This is a genomic window from Ketobacter sp., from assembly GCF_003671495.1.
In the GTDB taxonomy this organism is placed as follows: Bacteria; Pseudomonadota; Gammaproteobacteria; order Pseudomonadales; family Ketobacteraceae; genus Ketobacter.
Genome location: NZ_RCHN01000032.1, coordinates 60,696 through 74,181, shown reverse-complemented (window position 1 = coordinate 74,181; position 13,486 = coordinate 60,696). Strand labels below are relative to the sequence as shown.

General features: G+C 58.6%; 13 protein-coding genes. 7 read left to right on the top strand and 6 right to left on the bottom strand.

Features of this window, described 5'->3' with window-relative positions:
* Positions 1-4: 4 nt before the first annotated feature.
* Positions 5-1,576, top strand: coding sequence for an amino acid adenylation domain-containing protein (locus tag D9N14_RS15390; protein ID WP_290581271.1), 1,572 nt, complete (start codon positions 5-7; stop codon positions 1,574-1,576).
* Between the two features lie 26 nt (positions 1,577-1,602).
* Here the strand turns inward: D9N14_RS15390 and D9N14_RS15385 are convergent, their stop codons facing one another.
* Positions 1,603-3,432 carry a CocE/NonD family hydrolase gene (locus tag D9N14_RS15385; RefSeq protein ID WP_290581270.1) on the bottom strand — a complete coding sequence of 610 codons (1,830 nt, stop codon included), beginning with the start codon at positions 3,430-3,432 and terminating at the stop codon, positions 1,603-1,605.
* Positions 3,433-4,338: 906 nt separating this feature from the next.
* A complete protein-coding gene (gene rubA / locus D9N14_RS15380; RefSeq protein ID WP_290581268.1) occupies positions 4,339-4,503 on the bottom strand; it encodes a rubredoxin RubA in 165 nt (54 codons plus the stop codon).
* A 165-nt stretch (positions 4,504-4,668) separates the two neighbouring features.
* Here rubA and D9N14_RS15375 point away from each other — a divergent pair, with 165 nt between their 5' ends.
* From D9N14_RS15375 to phoR, 4 genes are all read left to right on the top strand, one after another.
* Positions 4,669-5,232, top strand: coding sequence for a chorismate--pyruvate lyase family protein (locus D9N14_RS15375; RefSeq protein ID WP_290581266.1), 564 nt, complete (start codon positions 4,669-4,671; stop codon positions 5,230-5,232).
* An 18-nt stretch (positions 5,233-5,250) separates the two neighbouring features.
* Positions 5,251-6,144, top strand: coding sequence for a 4-hydroxybenzoate octaprenyltransferase (ubiA, locus tag D9N14_RS15370; RefSeq protein ID WP_290581264.1), 894 nt, complete (start codon positions 5,251-5,253; stop codon positions 6,142-6,144).
* 76 nt (positions 6,145-6,220) lie between these two features.
* Entirely contained in the window at positions 6,221-6,910 is a 690-nt protein-coding gene (gene phoB / locus D9N14_RS15365) for a phosphate regulon transcriptional regulator PhoB (protein ID WP_290581262.1), read from the top strand.
* A 108-nt stretch (positions 6,911-7,018) separates the two neighbouring features.
* Complete coding sequence (gene phoR, locus D9N14_RS15360; protein ID WP_290581260.1) at positions 7,019-8,332, top strand: phosphate regulon sensor histidine kinase PhoR; 1,314 nt, start codon at positions 7,019-7,021, stop codon at positions 8,330-8,332.
* A 25-nt stretch (positions 8,333-8,357) separates the two neighbouring features.
* Here phoR and D9N14_RS15355 read toward each other — a convergent pair whose 3' ends face one another.
* A complete protein-coding gene (locus D9N14_RS15355; protein WP_290581258.1) occupies positions 8,358-8,840 on the bottom strand; it encodes a YajQ family cyclic di-GMP-binding protein in 483 nt (160 codons plus the stop codon).
* A gap of 115 nt (positions 8,841-8,955) precedes the next feature.
* Here D9N14_RS15355 and D9N14_RS15350 point away from each other — a divergent pair, with 115 nt between their 5' ends.
* Both D9N14_RS15350 and traF read left to right on the top strand, forming a co-directional pair.
* Positions 8,956-9,585, top strand: a complete 630-nt coding sequence (locus D9N14_RS15350) for a hypothetical protein (RefSeq protein WP_290581256.1) — start codon at positions 8,956-8,958, stop codon at positions 9,583-9,585.
* Positions 9,586-9,666: 81 nt separating this feature from the next.
* Positions 9,667-11,043, top strand: a complete 1,377-nt coding sequence (gene traF / locus D9N14_RS15345; RefSeq protein WP_290581254.1) for a conjugal transfer protein TraF — start codon at positions 9,667-9,669, stop codon at positions 11,041-11,043.
* A gap of 15 nt (positions 11,044-11,058) precedes the next feature.
* Here the strand turns inward: traF and D9N14_RS15340 are convergent, their stop codons facing one another.
* The 3 genes from D9N14_RS15340 to D9N14_RS15330 form a co-directional block, all read right to left on the bottom strand.
* Entirely contained in the window at positions 11,059-11,334 is a 276-nt protein-coding gene (locus D9N14_RS15340) for an amphi-Trp domain-containing protein (protein WP_290581252.1), read from the bottom strand.
* 2 nt (positions 11,335-11,336) lie between these two features.
* Positions 11,337-12,653 (bottom strand): metallophosphoesterase, encoded by a 1,317-nt coding sequence (locus D9N14_RS15335; protein WP_290581250.1) that lies wholly within the window; start codon positions 12,651-12,653, stop codon positions 11,337-11,339.
* A gap of 107 nt (positions 12,654-12,760) precedes the next feature.
* Positions 12,761-13,486 carry a histidine phosphatase family protein gene (locus D9N14_RS15330; protein WP_290581248.1) on the bottom strand — a complete coding sequence of 242 codons (726 nt, stop codon included), beginning with the start codon at positions 13,484-13,486 and terminating at the stop codon, positions 12,761-12,763.

The following is a 13,486-nucleotide window of genomic DNA, read 5'->3' as shown; positions in this document are numbered from 1 at the left end:
GCGTATGAATCCCTATTCCATCAGTTTTGGCCGCGCTGCCACGGCCACACCGAACGCACCGGCACTGGTGGTGCAGGGCAACACCTACACTTACGCCCAATTACACGCCCGGGTCAACGGCCTGCGCGCCGCCCTGCGCCGCTGTGCCCCATCCGCATCCGTTGCGATCTATGCCAGCCGCAGCCTGACCGCCTACGTCGCCGTCCTGGCCTGTGCCGCCGAGTCGCGCACCTGGGTGCCGTTGAACCCATCATTTCCAGCGGCACGCAACCTGCGCATGCTGACACTTTCCGGAGCCCGCATTTTAATTGTTGATGAGGAAGCGCAGTACCTGCAACAGGAACAGCATCAGCAACAACAGGCCGCTGCCTTACGTCAACACCCTGCGCTGGAGCAGGTGTTTGGGCTGCAGGATTCCATCACTTCAGAGCTCGTTACGGGTGCTGTGCACGACCCTGCGCCGGCAAACGATCACGCCGCCTATTTGCTGTTTACCTCCGGCACCACCGGCCAGCCCAAGGGCATCCCGGTGGCGGCAGCCTGTCTGGTTGCGTATTTGCAGAATTTCAGTGCCCTCTATCCCCTGCCCTCGGGGCTGCGCTGCAGTCAGATGTTTGATCTGACCTTCGACCTTTCGGTGCACGACATGTTTGTCTGTTGGTATCACGGCGGTTGCCTGGTGGTACCCACGGCGACCGACCTGCTGATGCCGTTGCAGTTCGTGCGGCGCCAGGCCATCGACGTCTGGTTTTCCGTTCCCAGCATGGCCAGCCTCGCCAAACAGAGCGGACTGCTCCGGCCCGGTGTTCTGCCTTCACTGCAGTACGCGTTTTTCTGCGGTGAGGCTCTGCCGGTGAGCACCGTCCACGCCTGGATGGCAGCGGCACCTAATGCCAGAGTGGTAAATCTGTATGGCCCCACAGAAGCCACCATCGCCATCACCGCCTTTGAAATGAATCCGCAGGACCCGCGCTGGCAGACATTGAGCGTCGCCCCCATCGGCACACCCTATCCCGGCCAGTTTGCCAAAGTGGTGGACGCCGAGGGTAATGAAGCACCCGAGGGGGAACAGGGCGAACTCTGGCTGGCCGGATCGCAACTGACCCAAGGCTATCTGGCGGACGCGGAGAGAACCACGGCGGCCTTTGTGAACCATGTGTTCCCCCATTGCCCGGCCTCGCGCTGGTATCGCACCGGGGATTGCGCGCTGCAACAGGGGGAGCTGGGCTTAGTGTACGTGGGCCGCCTGGACCGTCAGGTCAAGATCAACGGTTACCGGGTGGAATTGCAGGATGTGGAGCATCATTTGCGACAGGCCGCCGCAACCGAACTGGTGGCGGTACTGCCCTATCCCCAACGATCCGACGGGCTCTACAGCAGCATCGTCGGTTTTGTGGTGCAACCTGCCCTTGCGACGCAGACCATTTGCGACCGCCTCAGCGAGCACCTGCCGGCGTATATGCAGATCGTCCGGATTCACACCCTGGAGAGCCTGCCGCTGAACGCCAACGGCAAGGTGGATTACGCGCAATTACAGAACTGGTTAAACGCAAAGGGCGATCATGCCTCCACATGATCGCCCCGTTGCTGGTTGCGCTTGGATCAGTTAGCGAACGGCAGGGTCACGCTGGAATTGTAACCGTCACCGTGCAGGATTTTGACACGCTTGTTGTAACCGTTAACGTTCTGGTACAGGGGATCTTCGGTATCAAACACCACCGCGATTTTGCTGCCGGGTTCGGTGGTGAACTTGGAGAACACCATGTCGAAGGTCATGTGCAGGGGCTGACCGGCCACCACACCGCGACGGGTTACCGGAGCATGGGTGATCAGGCGGTTCTTGGCACCCCAACCGGACTGGATCTCGTAGACGTAGGCCACCAGGTGCACATCGGAAGACTGGGGTTCCACCCACAGATCCATTTTGGCGGCGCCTACGAACTCTTTGGCTTCGTTGAAGGTACCGGTTTCATATTTCACGCCGGCTTCACGGTAGCAGCCCAGGGGGCAGCTGATATTGGCATAGTACTCAGTGAAGTCATCCAGCTTGGCAGTGCGATGAACGTCGCCCAGGTGAGCTTCCATCAGACCGGCCAGGGTAGAGGTCAACGTGATGTCGTCCAGCAGGAAGGACACGAGGGTATCAATAAAGCCGTCCAGGTTGCCGGGCAGATCCATACCGGTAGTGGCATCGGTGTCTTTACCGGTGTAGATGCTGTAAGAACTGTTGCCCACGGTCTGGGTTTTCAGGCCGGTTCGGTAGGGAGAGAAAATACTGGAGCGTGAATAGTCGAAGTAGAAAGTCTGATCCACTACATTCGCGGAATCCCTCGGCGCAACCCAGTCTTTGAAGCGACCGCTGGCCACTTTGTCTTTCAGCTGGATCTTTTCTTCCGCCATGATTTCGTTACCATCCACATCAATGGCAATGCCTTTCAGGTGGTGGTCGAACCAACGGTGGGCTTTTTTCCAGGGACCATTGTTGGAGATGTCACCCAGCTGGATGTCCAGGGCACCAAAGATACCGGTCAGCGCATTGCGGATGGGGCCATCCCCCAGGATGCTCATGAAATCCGCCAGGGTGCCACCGATGTTGATGAATCCGCCGATCTCACCGGTGATGTGAATCCCCTTGTTGATGTCCATGCGCTTGGCGTCGTAGTTCAGCTTGCTGAAGAAACGCTCCATCTGGTTGGCCTGGAACAGCTGATCCTGGTAGTTGTTGATCATGTACACGGGGATTTGACGGGCGTTGTACTCGTCCACATAGGTTTCCACGCTGCGTTCGGCGGCCCAGGCGGCCACTTGGTCCAGCTCGTAGTTACCCGCCAGACGATCGCGCATCTGCGCCACGGTGGGGTCCAGGTTGCCGATCAGGTCACCGGCAAAAATCAGGATACCGGCCCAGGCGCTGCGCAGGGTGGCCTGGCCCTGACCGCTGCTGGTGTCGTCAGCCCAGCCGCCATACATGGAATCCAGAATGTTGGTCCAGCCGCTGAACGAGACCACGGTTTTGATGCGCGGCTCGTGGGCTGCCGCCATCAGGGTCATACCACCCCCCAGGGACACCCCGGTCATACCGATGTTGTCCGCGTCCACTTCCGGCTGCGCCACCAGGTAGTCCACCAGGGCATTGATGTCCTCCATGTCCTTGGCGCCGGTGGCGTTAATCATGCCGCCGGAACCGTACCAGCCGCGCGCGGCATAGGACAGGGTCACATAACCCTGCTCGGCAAACAGATCCGCCTGCAGGTCGTATTCACTCTCACCCAGTGCCCAGCTGTTACAGAAGATGATGACCGGAAACTTCTCCCCGGGCGCACCCACAGGCACATTCATTTTGGCGGATAGATAGGTGCCATCGGCAGAGTAGATACCGACGTTACCGTAATGTTGAAAGTCATAGGCGCTGGCGACAGTACTGACCACCATCGTTATAAACAAAGTTAAGGCAGGAACTACACGAACCATTGTTGTTATCTCCGATTAATCACACACACAGGGAAATACCTGTACGAACGCTTCCTTTGATTGTTATTCCTTTGGCCATGGCTATGGCATTGAAGATAAGAGCAATGGTTATGCCTGCCCCAGGCGCGCAGGGCGGACCGGGGCGACCACCGGAGCCTGAGGGGCCCAATTGAAAAAAACCGATAAAATACAGATGGTTATAGATAGCGCCACAATTACACACCGTTACATAAATTACAGACCGTAACAACACACTCAGGGACAGTTATTAAAAATCGTATCAAGCCAACATCACGGTCTTTACCCTGTCACCCGCGCCAAACTTCCGGCGACCTGAAGCGGATTAGGGGGCTTCGATTCCGTAATTGGTTGTTAGTGAAGGTGTTTTTAGTACCAATTCAACTAGTAGGCGTGAGCCAGGTCACAGTTTTTACACTTGGTAACACTGGTTAGAACGCTGCGCGCTAAGGTTGGCCAACACCCCAATGCTTTTGATCTATCGAGGGCGATCACCGTTACCGACCCTGCTACCGATGGTAACTAAGTGGATTTCCCAATCTGTGTGTTTTTTACTCAAATAGAACAAAAATCAATCTTTTTGACTAAATGGTCATGGCAGAATGCCAATAAAAACAACAGGCTGGAGCACACCGGGATGCGCTGCCGTCCAGCAGTCAAATTGTGTGAAATTTCGACAAACGTCGGGAAACAGGCGCAACCCAGTACCCGCGGCTAACGTTGCGCTTGGGGCGCGGGGAGATGTGGGGGGGTGTTGCAGCGGTGTACAGGAAGCGGTGTACAGGAACGGAGGGAGTGTGGGGTGCGAAAGCCGACCGAAGCCGGCTTCAGCGAAAGAACAGAGCGATCTCAGTCTTCCATTAACTCGAAATCTTCTTTGGTCACGCCGCAGTCGGGGCAGACCCAGTCGTCGGGAATGTCTTCCCACTTGGTACCGGCGGCAATACCGTCTTCCGGCCAGCCCTCGGCCTCATCGTAGATATAGCCGCATACGATGCATTCGTATTTCTTCATGTTCTACACCTTTTCACTATCACAACCTCTGTAAGGAAGGGGGAAATTACGTGCGAAACCTCAAAAAAGCAAGTCACCCAGCTCAATTGGCGGCCAGTTCTGACAGCATTCCGGCGGCTCTTTCGCTACAATAACGAGCAACTCCGTTAATAGTTTCAACACCTTATGGCAAACCAGCACTTTCTTCCGGCGATCCTGCAGGATCAGGCCCTGTATCTGGGGGGCGGGGGCCGGACACCCCCATACCAGGTACCGCGCCGGTTGCGCCCCTGGCTGCTGGACCGGGGCTCCCTCACCCAGCGCCTGATCCGGGCCAGCGGCGGTGAATTTCGGGTACGGCTGCTGCGCCAGGGCCACCAGCAGGCCACGGATCAGGAGCGAGAAGCCCTGGGCCTGGAGCAACGCAGTTGGCCCTTTCTGCGGGAAGTGGCGCTGCTGTGCCATGAGCAACCCTGGGTATTTGCCCGCACCCTGATCCCCACTGACACCCTGCAGGGGCCTGCCAAGGCCCTGACCCGGCTTGGCACCAAACCCCTGGGTGCGGTACTGTTCAACCACCCCCACGTGCGTCGGGGCCCCATCTCGGTGTATCGGCTGGACGCGGGCCGGGTCAGCCGGGAATTGGCCGGCCAGGGCATCCTTTGGGGCCGGCAGTCGCTATTCTTTCTGTATGACAAACCATTGCTTGTAAGTGAGTACTTCCTTCATGCATGTCCCATGTATTTGTAATCGGGTCCAGGAGCAACCGTGGCCACTCTAAAAGAACTCCAGCTTTCCAACTCCCGACTGCGGCGCCTGCCGGATTTCATTGCCCTGGGCCGCCTGGATCGCCCCATCGGCATTTACCTGCTGTTGTGGCCCACCCTGTGGGCGTTGTGGGTGGCCGCGGAGGGCAACCCCAGCTTTCAACTGATTTTCATCTTCATGGCCGGGGTGTTCCTGACCCGCACCGGGGGCTGCATCATCAACGATTACGCGGACCGGGACTTCGACGGCCATGTCACCCGCACGGCCAGCCGCCCCCTCGCCACCGGCCGCATCAGCGGTAAGGAAGCGCTCGCTGTCGCCGCTGTCATCGGGGCCCTGGCCTTCACCCTGGTGCTCTTCACCAACACCTTCACCATCCTGCTGTCGGTGGGGGGCCTGCTGCTGGCCTGCACCTATCCCTACATGAAACGTCACACCTATCTGCCGCAGCTGGTGCTGGGAGCGGCCTTTGCCTGGGCGGTTCCCATGGCGTTCGCGGCAGTGAGTGAAACCGTGCCGGAACACGCCTGGCTGATTTACCTGGCCACCGTGGCCTGGACCATGGCCTATGACACCCTGTACGCCATGGTGGACCGGGAGGACGATCTCAAGGCGGGCATCAAATCCACCGCCATTCTGTTCGGCGACCTGGACCTGACCATGGTGGGCGTGCTCAACGGCACAGCGCTGCTGGCCCTGGTGCTGTTGGGCAGCCGCCTGGATTTCAGCCTTTGGTATTACGCCGGCCTGCTGGCGGCCGTGCTGCTGTGGACCTGGCAACTGTGGCAGAGCCGCCAGCGGGATCGGGATGCCTGCTTCCGTGCCTTTTTGCACAATCATTGGGTGGGTGCGGTGATTTTTGCGGGCATCTTCCTGCATTACAGCCTGTCTTGACCCATAACGGTCATTTTTCTGTAACATTGACCTACTTAAATGTGCGGTACCTATTGGGCAGTGGAACAGTTTAATCATGGCCGACGCAAAAATTCTGATCGTTGATGACGAAGAAGCCATTCGCGAAATGATCTCCGTGGCACTGGAGCTGGCCGGCTTTCAGTGGATGGAGGCGGAAAACGGGCAGGTTGCCCACGGCATGATCGTGGATGAACGTCCGGATCTGGTCCTGCTGGACTGGATGTTGCCCGGCGTCAGCGGCATCGAACTGGCCCGCCGCCTGAAACGGGATGAAGCCACCAGCGAAATCCCGGTCATCATGCTCACCGCCAAAAGTGAAGAAGACAACAAGATCCAGGGACTGGATGCCGGTGCCGACGACTACATCACCAAGCCGTTTTCCACCCGGGAGTTGATCTCCCGCATCAACGCCGTATTGCGCCGCACCAAGGGCGACCAGAACAAGGCCATCCTGGTGGAAGGCCTGGCGCTGGACCCCATCAGTCATCGCATTACCGCCGATGAACGCCCGGTGGAGATGGGCCCCACGGAATACCGCCTGCTGGAGTTTTTCATGACCCACCAGGATCGTGCCTATTCCCGGGCCCAGCTGCTGGATCAGGTGTGGGGTGGCAACGTGTATGTGGAAGACCGCACAGTAGATGTTCACATCCGCCGCCTGCGCAAGGCTCTGGCCCCCCACAAGTACGACCATCTGGTACAGACGGTTCGCGGCACCGGTTATCGATTTTCAACCAAATTCTAGGAAAATCAGCCCGCTAGCCCGAGTGGCGAGATTCATTGTCACAGCGCAACCGTTTTGCTACTAGTGTAAAGTAGTATTCTCCTGAATCAGTAAACCAGGGTGCAGCGCGTGTTTAAAGAATGGAACATTGAGCTTAACCAGTTCATCATTCTGGTCATCATAGGCGCCATCGGCGGCTGGACCCTGGGTTACCCCGGGGTGGGCGTGGCCCTGGTGAGCGTGCCCTACTGCCTGTGGATGCTGATCCGAACCCGTGACCTGGCCCGCTGGCTGGCCTCGGACGACACCTCAGACCCACCGGAAAGCACCGGTCTTTGGGGCATGATTTTCGACAACCTCTACCAGCAGAACAGGGTCTTCAAAAACCAGATCAGCAATCTGCACAACATCATCATCCGCGCCCAGCAATCCACCAACGCCATTCAGGATGCAGTGGTGGTGGTGGACCCCCAGGGCAACCTGGAGTGGTGGAACGACGCCGGCACCCACCTGCTGGGCTTCAAACTGAAAACCGATCGCGGCCAGGCCCTCACCAACCTGCTGCGGGACCCGCGCTTCATCCGCTACTTTGAATCCCGTAATTACCAACGGCCGCTGGAAATCCCCTCGGCGCAGCAGGCCGGGGTGTTCCTGCAATTCCAGATCACCGTGTTCGGGGAAGGCGAACGGCTGATTGTGGCCCGGGACGTCACCCGGGTACATAACCTGGAACAGATGCGGCAGGATTTTGTGGCCAACGTGTCCCACGAATTGCGCACCCCGCTGACGGTGATCAAGGGCTATCTGGAAACCTTTATGGATACCCTGCAGGAAGACCACCCCCACCTGAGCCGAGGCCTGAACCGCATGAACGAACAGGCCCTGCGCATGGAGGCCCTGGTGAATGACCTGCTGCTGTTATCGCGACTGGAAACCGATCGCAGCCAGCACGTGATGAAACCGGTGGGCGTACCGGGCCTGCTCAAGCGCATTTTCAACGACGCCCAGGCCATGAACGACAGCAAGCAGCACAACATCACCCTGGAGCTCAATGACGAGCTGGACATCAACGGCGACGAGGAGGAATTGCGCAGCGCGTTTTCCAACCTGGTGATCAACGCCATCAAATACACGCCCGCCGGCAGCAACATCAGCCTGCGTTGGTACGAGGATGAGAACGGGGTCTACATGGAAGTGGAGGACGACGGCGACGGCATTGATCCCCAGCACCTGCCGCGGTTAACCGAACGGTTCTATCGGGCAGACCAGAGCCGGCACAGCAAAACCGGTGGTACCGGCCTGGGCCTGGCCATCGTCAAGCACGTGCTCATTCACCACAATGCCAAGCTGGAAATTTTCAGTGAGTTGGGGGAAGGCAGCGTTTTCACCTGCCACTTCCCCTTGAAGAGCCGGGTGGCGGCGGCCCGGCAATCGGTAGCCTGAGGGGCGGCCTCGCACCGCCACCGCATCAGTCCCGGAAGTTATCGAACTGCAGGGGCATCTCAAAATCCGCCCCCCGCAACATGGCAATGACCTCCTGCAGGTCATCCCGTTTCTTGCCGGTGACCCGCACTTTTTCCCCTTGAATGGAGGCCTGCACCTTCATCTTCTTGTCCTTGATCATCTTCACCAGCTTTTTCGCCTGGTCGGAGTTCAGCCCCTCCCGCAGGGTCACTTTCTGGCGCGCCTCGGCCAGATTGATTTCCGGGTCCGCCGCATCCATGCACACAATATCGATGCCACGTTTGATCAATTTGTTTTCCAGGATGTCCTGCAACTGGCGCAGGTGAAAGTCCGCATCCCCGATCAGGGTCACCACATTCTTGTCCTGCTCAAACGCGCACTTGGTGCCCTTGAAGTCAAAACGGGTGCCCAGTTCCCGTTTGGCCTGGTCCACCGCGTTGTCCACTTCGTGCATATTCAGTTCAGAAACAATGTCGAAAGAAGGCATGATTTTCCTCAAAACGTGCAATTTGCCACATAGTAATCCATCGCACGCAGCCTGTGTAGGTTGTAATGGGGCTATACTCAGGAGATTGGCTCATCTGGAGGAGCGGCCCCGGTTCATGAAGTTTGTGATCAAATTGGTGATGTTTTTAGTGGTGTTTGGCCTGGCCGGACCCTATCTGCTGATGGGCCCGGACGGTATGCACAAGCTGCTGCAGATCAAGGATATGATCCCCAGCCTGGAGTTTTCTGCTCCCAGTCTCGAGGACGCCGAAGATCTGATCAGCAGCAACGACAACGGCCAGCCCTGGATACAGTGGTCAGGGGACAGCGACGCCTTTCAGCAACCGGATCAACTGACCCGGGAACAGCTGGCGGTATTGGACATCCAGCGCCAGAACAACATTTATTACCGCTGGCAGGATGAAGATGGCGTCTGGCAGTTCAGTGAACTGCCCAACCGCAACACCCTTAATATGGTGGTGCGCACCGACCCCGATGCCAACGTGCTGCAGGGTCTGAGTGAAGAGCAGATCGACACCGCCTTCGGCCGCATCCGCAACACCAATTCCATCGTGGAGAACAACCCCCTGGCCAACGGCGAGGGACTGGAACAGACCCTGCCGGTGCCCACCACCATTCCCATCACGGAAATCCCGGACCTGATCGAACAGGCCAAGGACGTGCAGCGCATTGTGGATGAGCGCATGAAACAGGTGGACATGGCCCTGGGCGCCCCCCATCAGTAATCCACCCATCGCACACCCGATCCCGACCAGCGCGCGGGTCAGGTGATTCTTTTCCATTGAATGATAAAACGGATCTTTACCATGCAGTTAACACCCCGCACCATCCTGCTTTCCTCCAGCCTTCTGGCGGCCGCCCTGCTGCCCCTGTCCGCGTCGGCGCAACCCTTTATGACCCTGGACGCCCGCTCCATGGCCATGGGTGACACCGGCGTGGCCTCGGCCCAACCGGGCACCGCATCGCTGTTCAACCCTGCCCTGCTCAGTTCCGGCCCCGACAGTGACCACCTCCACATTGTGCTGCCCAACCTCGGCCTGGCCGCGTTTGCCGATCCTGATGCCATTGACGCCTATCAGGACATCGACGACGAGGCTTACCTGGATCAGATCGATGACGCCATCGTGGCCATGGAAGACGCCGTGAACGACAGTCAGTTCCTCAGTGCCAAGCAGGACTTCACCAGCAACTCCCGGGCCCTCAACGACGACCTGGACGCGCTCAGCAACCAACCGTTCCGCATCAACGGTGCGGCCTTCGCCAGCATCAGCGCGCCGGGCACCAACCTGGGTATGGCCCTGTTCGTCAACGCCAACGCCACCCTGGAAACCTCCCCCCGGGTGTCAGCATGCGACAACCAACTGCTGGACGATTACCTGACCTTTTTTGAATCGGTGAACTCCCAGGCGGAATTGGCCCTGGCCGCTGCCGATCCGGTGCGCAATCAGGCCGGCTGCGACGATGTACCCATCGTCAACCTGGGGGACGGCAGTATTCATGACCCCACCGACGACCTGACCTCCGATGTGCTGGTGGCCGGCGTCACCGTGACGGAAGTGGGTGTGTCCCTCTCGAAGGAAGTGATGATCTTCGGCCGTGACGTGAGCCTGGGCATCACGCCCAAGCTGCAGAGCATCACCAGCTACTATGCTGTGCCCAACGTGCAGGATCTGGAAAATGAACACTACGACCTGGCGGATGAACTGGAAGCCAGTGAAAACACCGACGACGATTTCAACCTGGACCTGGGTCTCGCCACCACCTTTCTGGATGATCGCGTGACCCTGGGCCTGGTGGTGAAGAACCTGATCGCCAACCAGTACCGCACCAAAGTCTCACCCAATACCGGTGAGGCCGCGGAGTTTGATGTGGAAACCCAGGCCCGTTTGGGCCTGGCCTGGGATGCGCCCCTGGGCCTGACCCTGGCCGCGGATCTGGATCTGACCCGCAACCAACCCTATTTTCTGGGAGAAGACACTCAGTTCCTGGGGGCCGGTGTGGAATGGGACGTGGCCAGCATCGTGCGCTTGCGCGGTGGGGTGCGCACCAACCTGGCGGATAACGACGACCATGTATTCACCGCCGGTGTGGGTTTCAACATCATCGCCGTGTACGTTGATCTGGCGGCGCAGTTCAGTGAGAACAACGCCGGTGGTGCATTGCAGATGGGGGTGCAGTTCTGAGCGCCGGCCCTGCACTCATTTGCGTTTGTTCACGGCCAGGGGCTTGCGTTGGATCTCCTGCTCCTCGGACTGCCAGCGGATGCGAATGTCCAGGCGGTTCTGCCCGTCTTCCTGACGGGCACTCACCTTGAGCGCCAGCAACCCCTCCGGCTGCAGCACGATTTCGCCTTCATCATCGCTGAACACCAACTCACCTTTGGCAATGCCCTTGGTAACGGCCTTGAGAATATCCTGAATGCTTTTCTGATCCTGCAGGGATTCGTGTTTAAACGAGTTCTTGATCTGTGCCATGCCTATTCCGGTGCTTGAAGATAACGCTGCGGCTCAAAAACCTTGGCGTAGGGAAAATCGTTACTGATACCAATGACGCGGCCCTCTGGGCTGATAATAGTGACGCCCATGCCGACACCCGGCAAGCCTTCTTTGCGTCGGGAGTTGCGATCCAGTGTGATATCCCCTTCGATGTGGATCATGCCCTGGCGCAAGGCAATGCACTGACCGCAGGTACGATTACGATGCCCGTGCACTACCACATGCACGCCATACCGGCCCGCCATTTCCACCCCGTCGTCGGTCAAGGGCAGGTCCACATCCCGGTACTTGGTGCGCATGGTGTTGGCCAATGGCCCGTAATAAAACCCAAACAGATCCGTGCGGATCTTGCGTCGATACAGGTCATTCAAATAGGCTTCATCGCGGTGGGTAAGCAGGCGCACAAAGCGGTCGTCCACACCGGCGTGCAAGAACAGGAAGGAACCTTCCCGATGCAACAACTGCATGCTGTCAAAGAACCAGGCGTATTCCCCCCCCGGCTGCAGAAATAATTCCCGGCATTTCATGGCGGTGGCATACACCTGGCGCAGATCGAGCCCGGCATCACGGCACACGGCTTCAAAGCATTCCACCTTGCGGCACATGCGTTTGATTTCCTTGGCGATGGCTTTCGGTGGCAGTTCTTTTGCGGTCAGCCTGGGGAAGGCGCGAAACCACTCTGCGGATGGATAGAGCCGCTGCCGGCATACCTTGCTGGAGGGAATGTGCTGCAGATCGCAGTCGGTCAGATACGCGTCGAAGACTTCCTTCAACAAGGGCACCACCTTGGGCCCCATGCGCAGAAACAAATGCTCGGTGGCGGGATCCGGTGCCAGGTCCAACGCCTTAATGCCCATCAGCAAACGCACGTCATGGTTGCCTGCCAACAGGATCACCCGAGCGCCGGTGTGCATCAGGCGGCGAATGCTTTGCAGCAGCTTGAGGTTGCTCGGCCCCTTGTCCAGGCAATCACCACCGATAACAAAGGTGCTGCGCTGCCCTGCTGCCGTAAGTTCAAATTCCGCGGGATGCAGCTTCGACATCCGCACCCCGCCGGAGGCCAGCAGCGAAGCCTGAAAGGCCTCGGCATCCGCATGCAGATCTGCAAAAAACAGAACCGGTTGCTGTGGCCATTGCCAGGGGCTGAGATGGGTGCTGCGCTTCACCACAGATTCCAGGGGTTGGCGCGAACCCCGCTGGCCCGGATTCAAGGTCCATTCCATGGCTTCGGTTGGTAATCCAGGCCAGCCAAATTCGTGGTTTGGCGGTAACTTCAGTTCAATCGGATTCTGCAGCATGTCTGAGCCCACTCAGGTGTCCAACAACCATTACTGCCTAACGTTATATTGCACATTCATGGCACAATCATGACGGTTTGGCAAATCCACTCCCCTTTGCGCTCAGCTTAATCGTGATGGCCTTCCGCCGCGGATCGCACTTTCCAATTCCCACCCACATGAGACCAACGGCCATCGCCATGGTATTCCAGATACACGGGGACCCCGTGATACATGGACAGCCGGGCAATCTGTTCGAACGGCAGCACACCCAACAGGTGGGCACCATGGCGAAACGCGGCGCCATGGCCCACGAACACCTGTAAGGTATCCACCGTCACCTGGCCCGCCAGTTGTTCCATTCTGCTGCCCAGGTGATAGGCCACCCGCTCCCCGGCCTGCATCAGGGATTCCGCCCCCTGCAACGGCAGGCAATAATGACTGTTGGACTTCCAGTCCGCCGGCGGTGGGCTGAAGCGGGGATCCTGCTGCAACACTGCTTCGATCGCAGACACCGTCAGGTTTGCCGCACTGCCCAGGCCGCGCTCGGCCAGGGCCTCGGTCTGATGCAAGCGGATGGGGTGACCACGGAAGGGCTGCGATTCCGAATATTGCTTGATGAGCCACTGGCGCATGATGTCGGCGGTTTGCCAGGCCCGCAGCAGGCGTGAACAATCCAGCTCAGGGTGTAAATTCAAACGCTCCCGCTGCAACCTGTCCCACAACGAAGTGGCGGCAGCGAGGGCCTGCTGTCTGCCCGCCTCCGTGAGCGGGAATGGCTGGTGAGCACTGGGTGTCTGGGGCAACTGATGATAGTCCCCGTGCCGAATCAAAGCGGCGATCACGCGGGCCAT

Coding starts and splice junctions, on each gene's coding strand:
- D9N14_RS15390 (WP_290581271.1), top strand. CDS start 5: ATGAATCCCTATTCCATCAGTTTTGGCCGCGCTGCCACGGCCACACCG.
- D9N14_RS15385 (WP_290581270.1), bottom strand. CDS start 3,432: ATGGTGGTCAGTACTGTCGCCAGCGCCTATGACTTTCAACATTACGGT.
- rubA (WP_290581268.1), bottom strand. CDS start 4,503: ATGAAGAAATACGAATGCATCGTATGCGGCTATATCTACGATGAGGCC.
- D9N14_RS15375 (WP_290581266.1), top strand. CDS start 4,669: ATGGCAAACCAGCACTTTCTTCCGGCGATCCTGCAGGATCAGGCCCTG.
- phoB (WP_290581262.1), top strand. CDS start 6,221: ATGGCCGACGCAAAAATTCTGATCGTTGATGACGAAGAAGCCATTCGC.
- D9N14_RS15355 (WP_290581258.1), bottom strand. CDS start 8,840: ATGCCTTCTTTCGACATTGTTTCTGAACTGAATATGCACGAAGTGGAC.
- D9N14_RS15350 (WP_290581256.1), top strand. CDS start 8,956: ATGAAGTTTGTGATCAAATTGGTGATGTTTTTAGTGGTGTTTGGCCTG.
- traF (WP_290581254.1), top strand. CDS start 9,667: ATGCAGTTAACACCCCGCACCATCCTGCTTTCCTCCAGCCTTCTGGCG.
- D9N14_RS15340 (WP_290581252.1), bottom strand. CDS start 11,334: ATGGCACAGATCAAGAACTCGTTTAAACACGAATCCCTGCAGGATCAG.
- D9N14_RS15335 (WP_290581250.1), bottom strand. CDS start 12,653: ATGCTGCAGAATCCGATTGAACTGAAGTTACCGCCAAACCACGAATTT.
- D9N14_RS15330 (WP_290581248.1), bottom strand. CDS start 13,486: ATGGCCCGCGTGATCGCCGCTTTGATTCGGCACGGGGACTATCATCAG.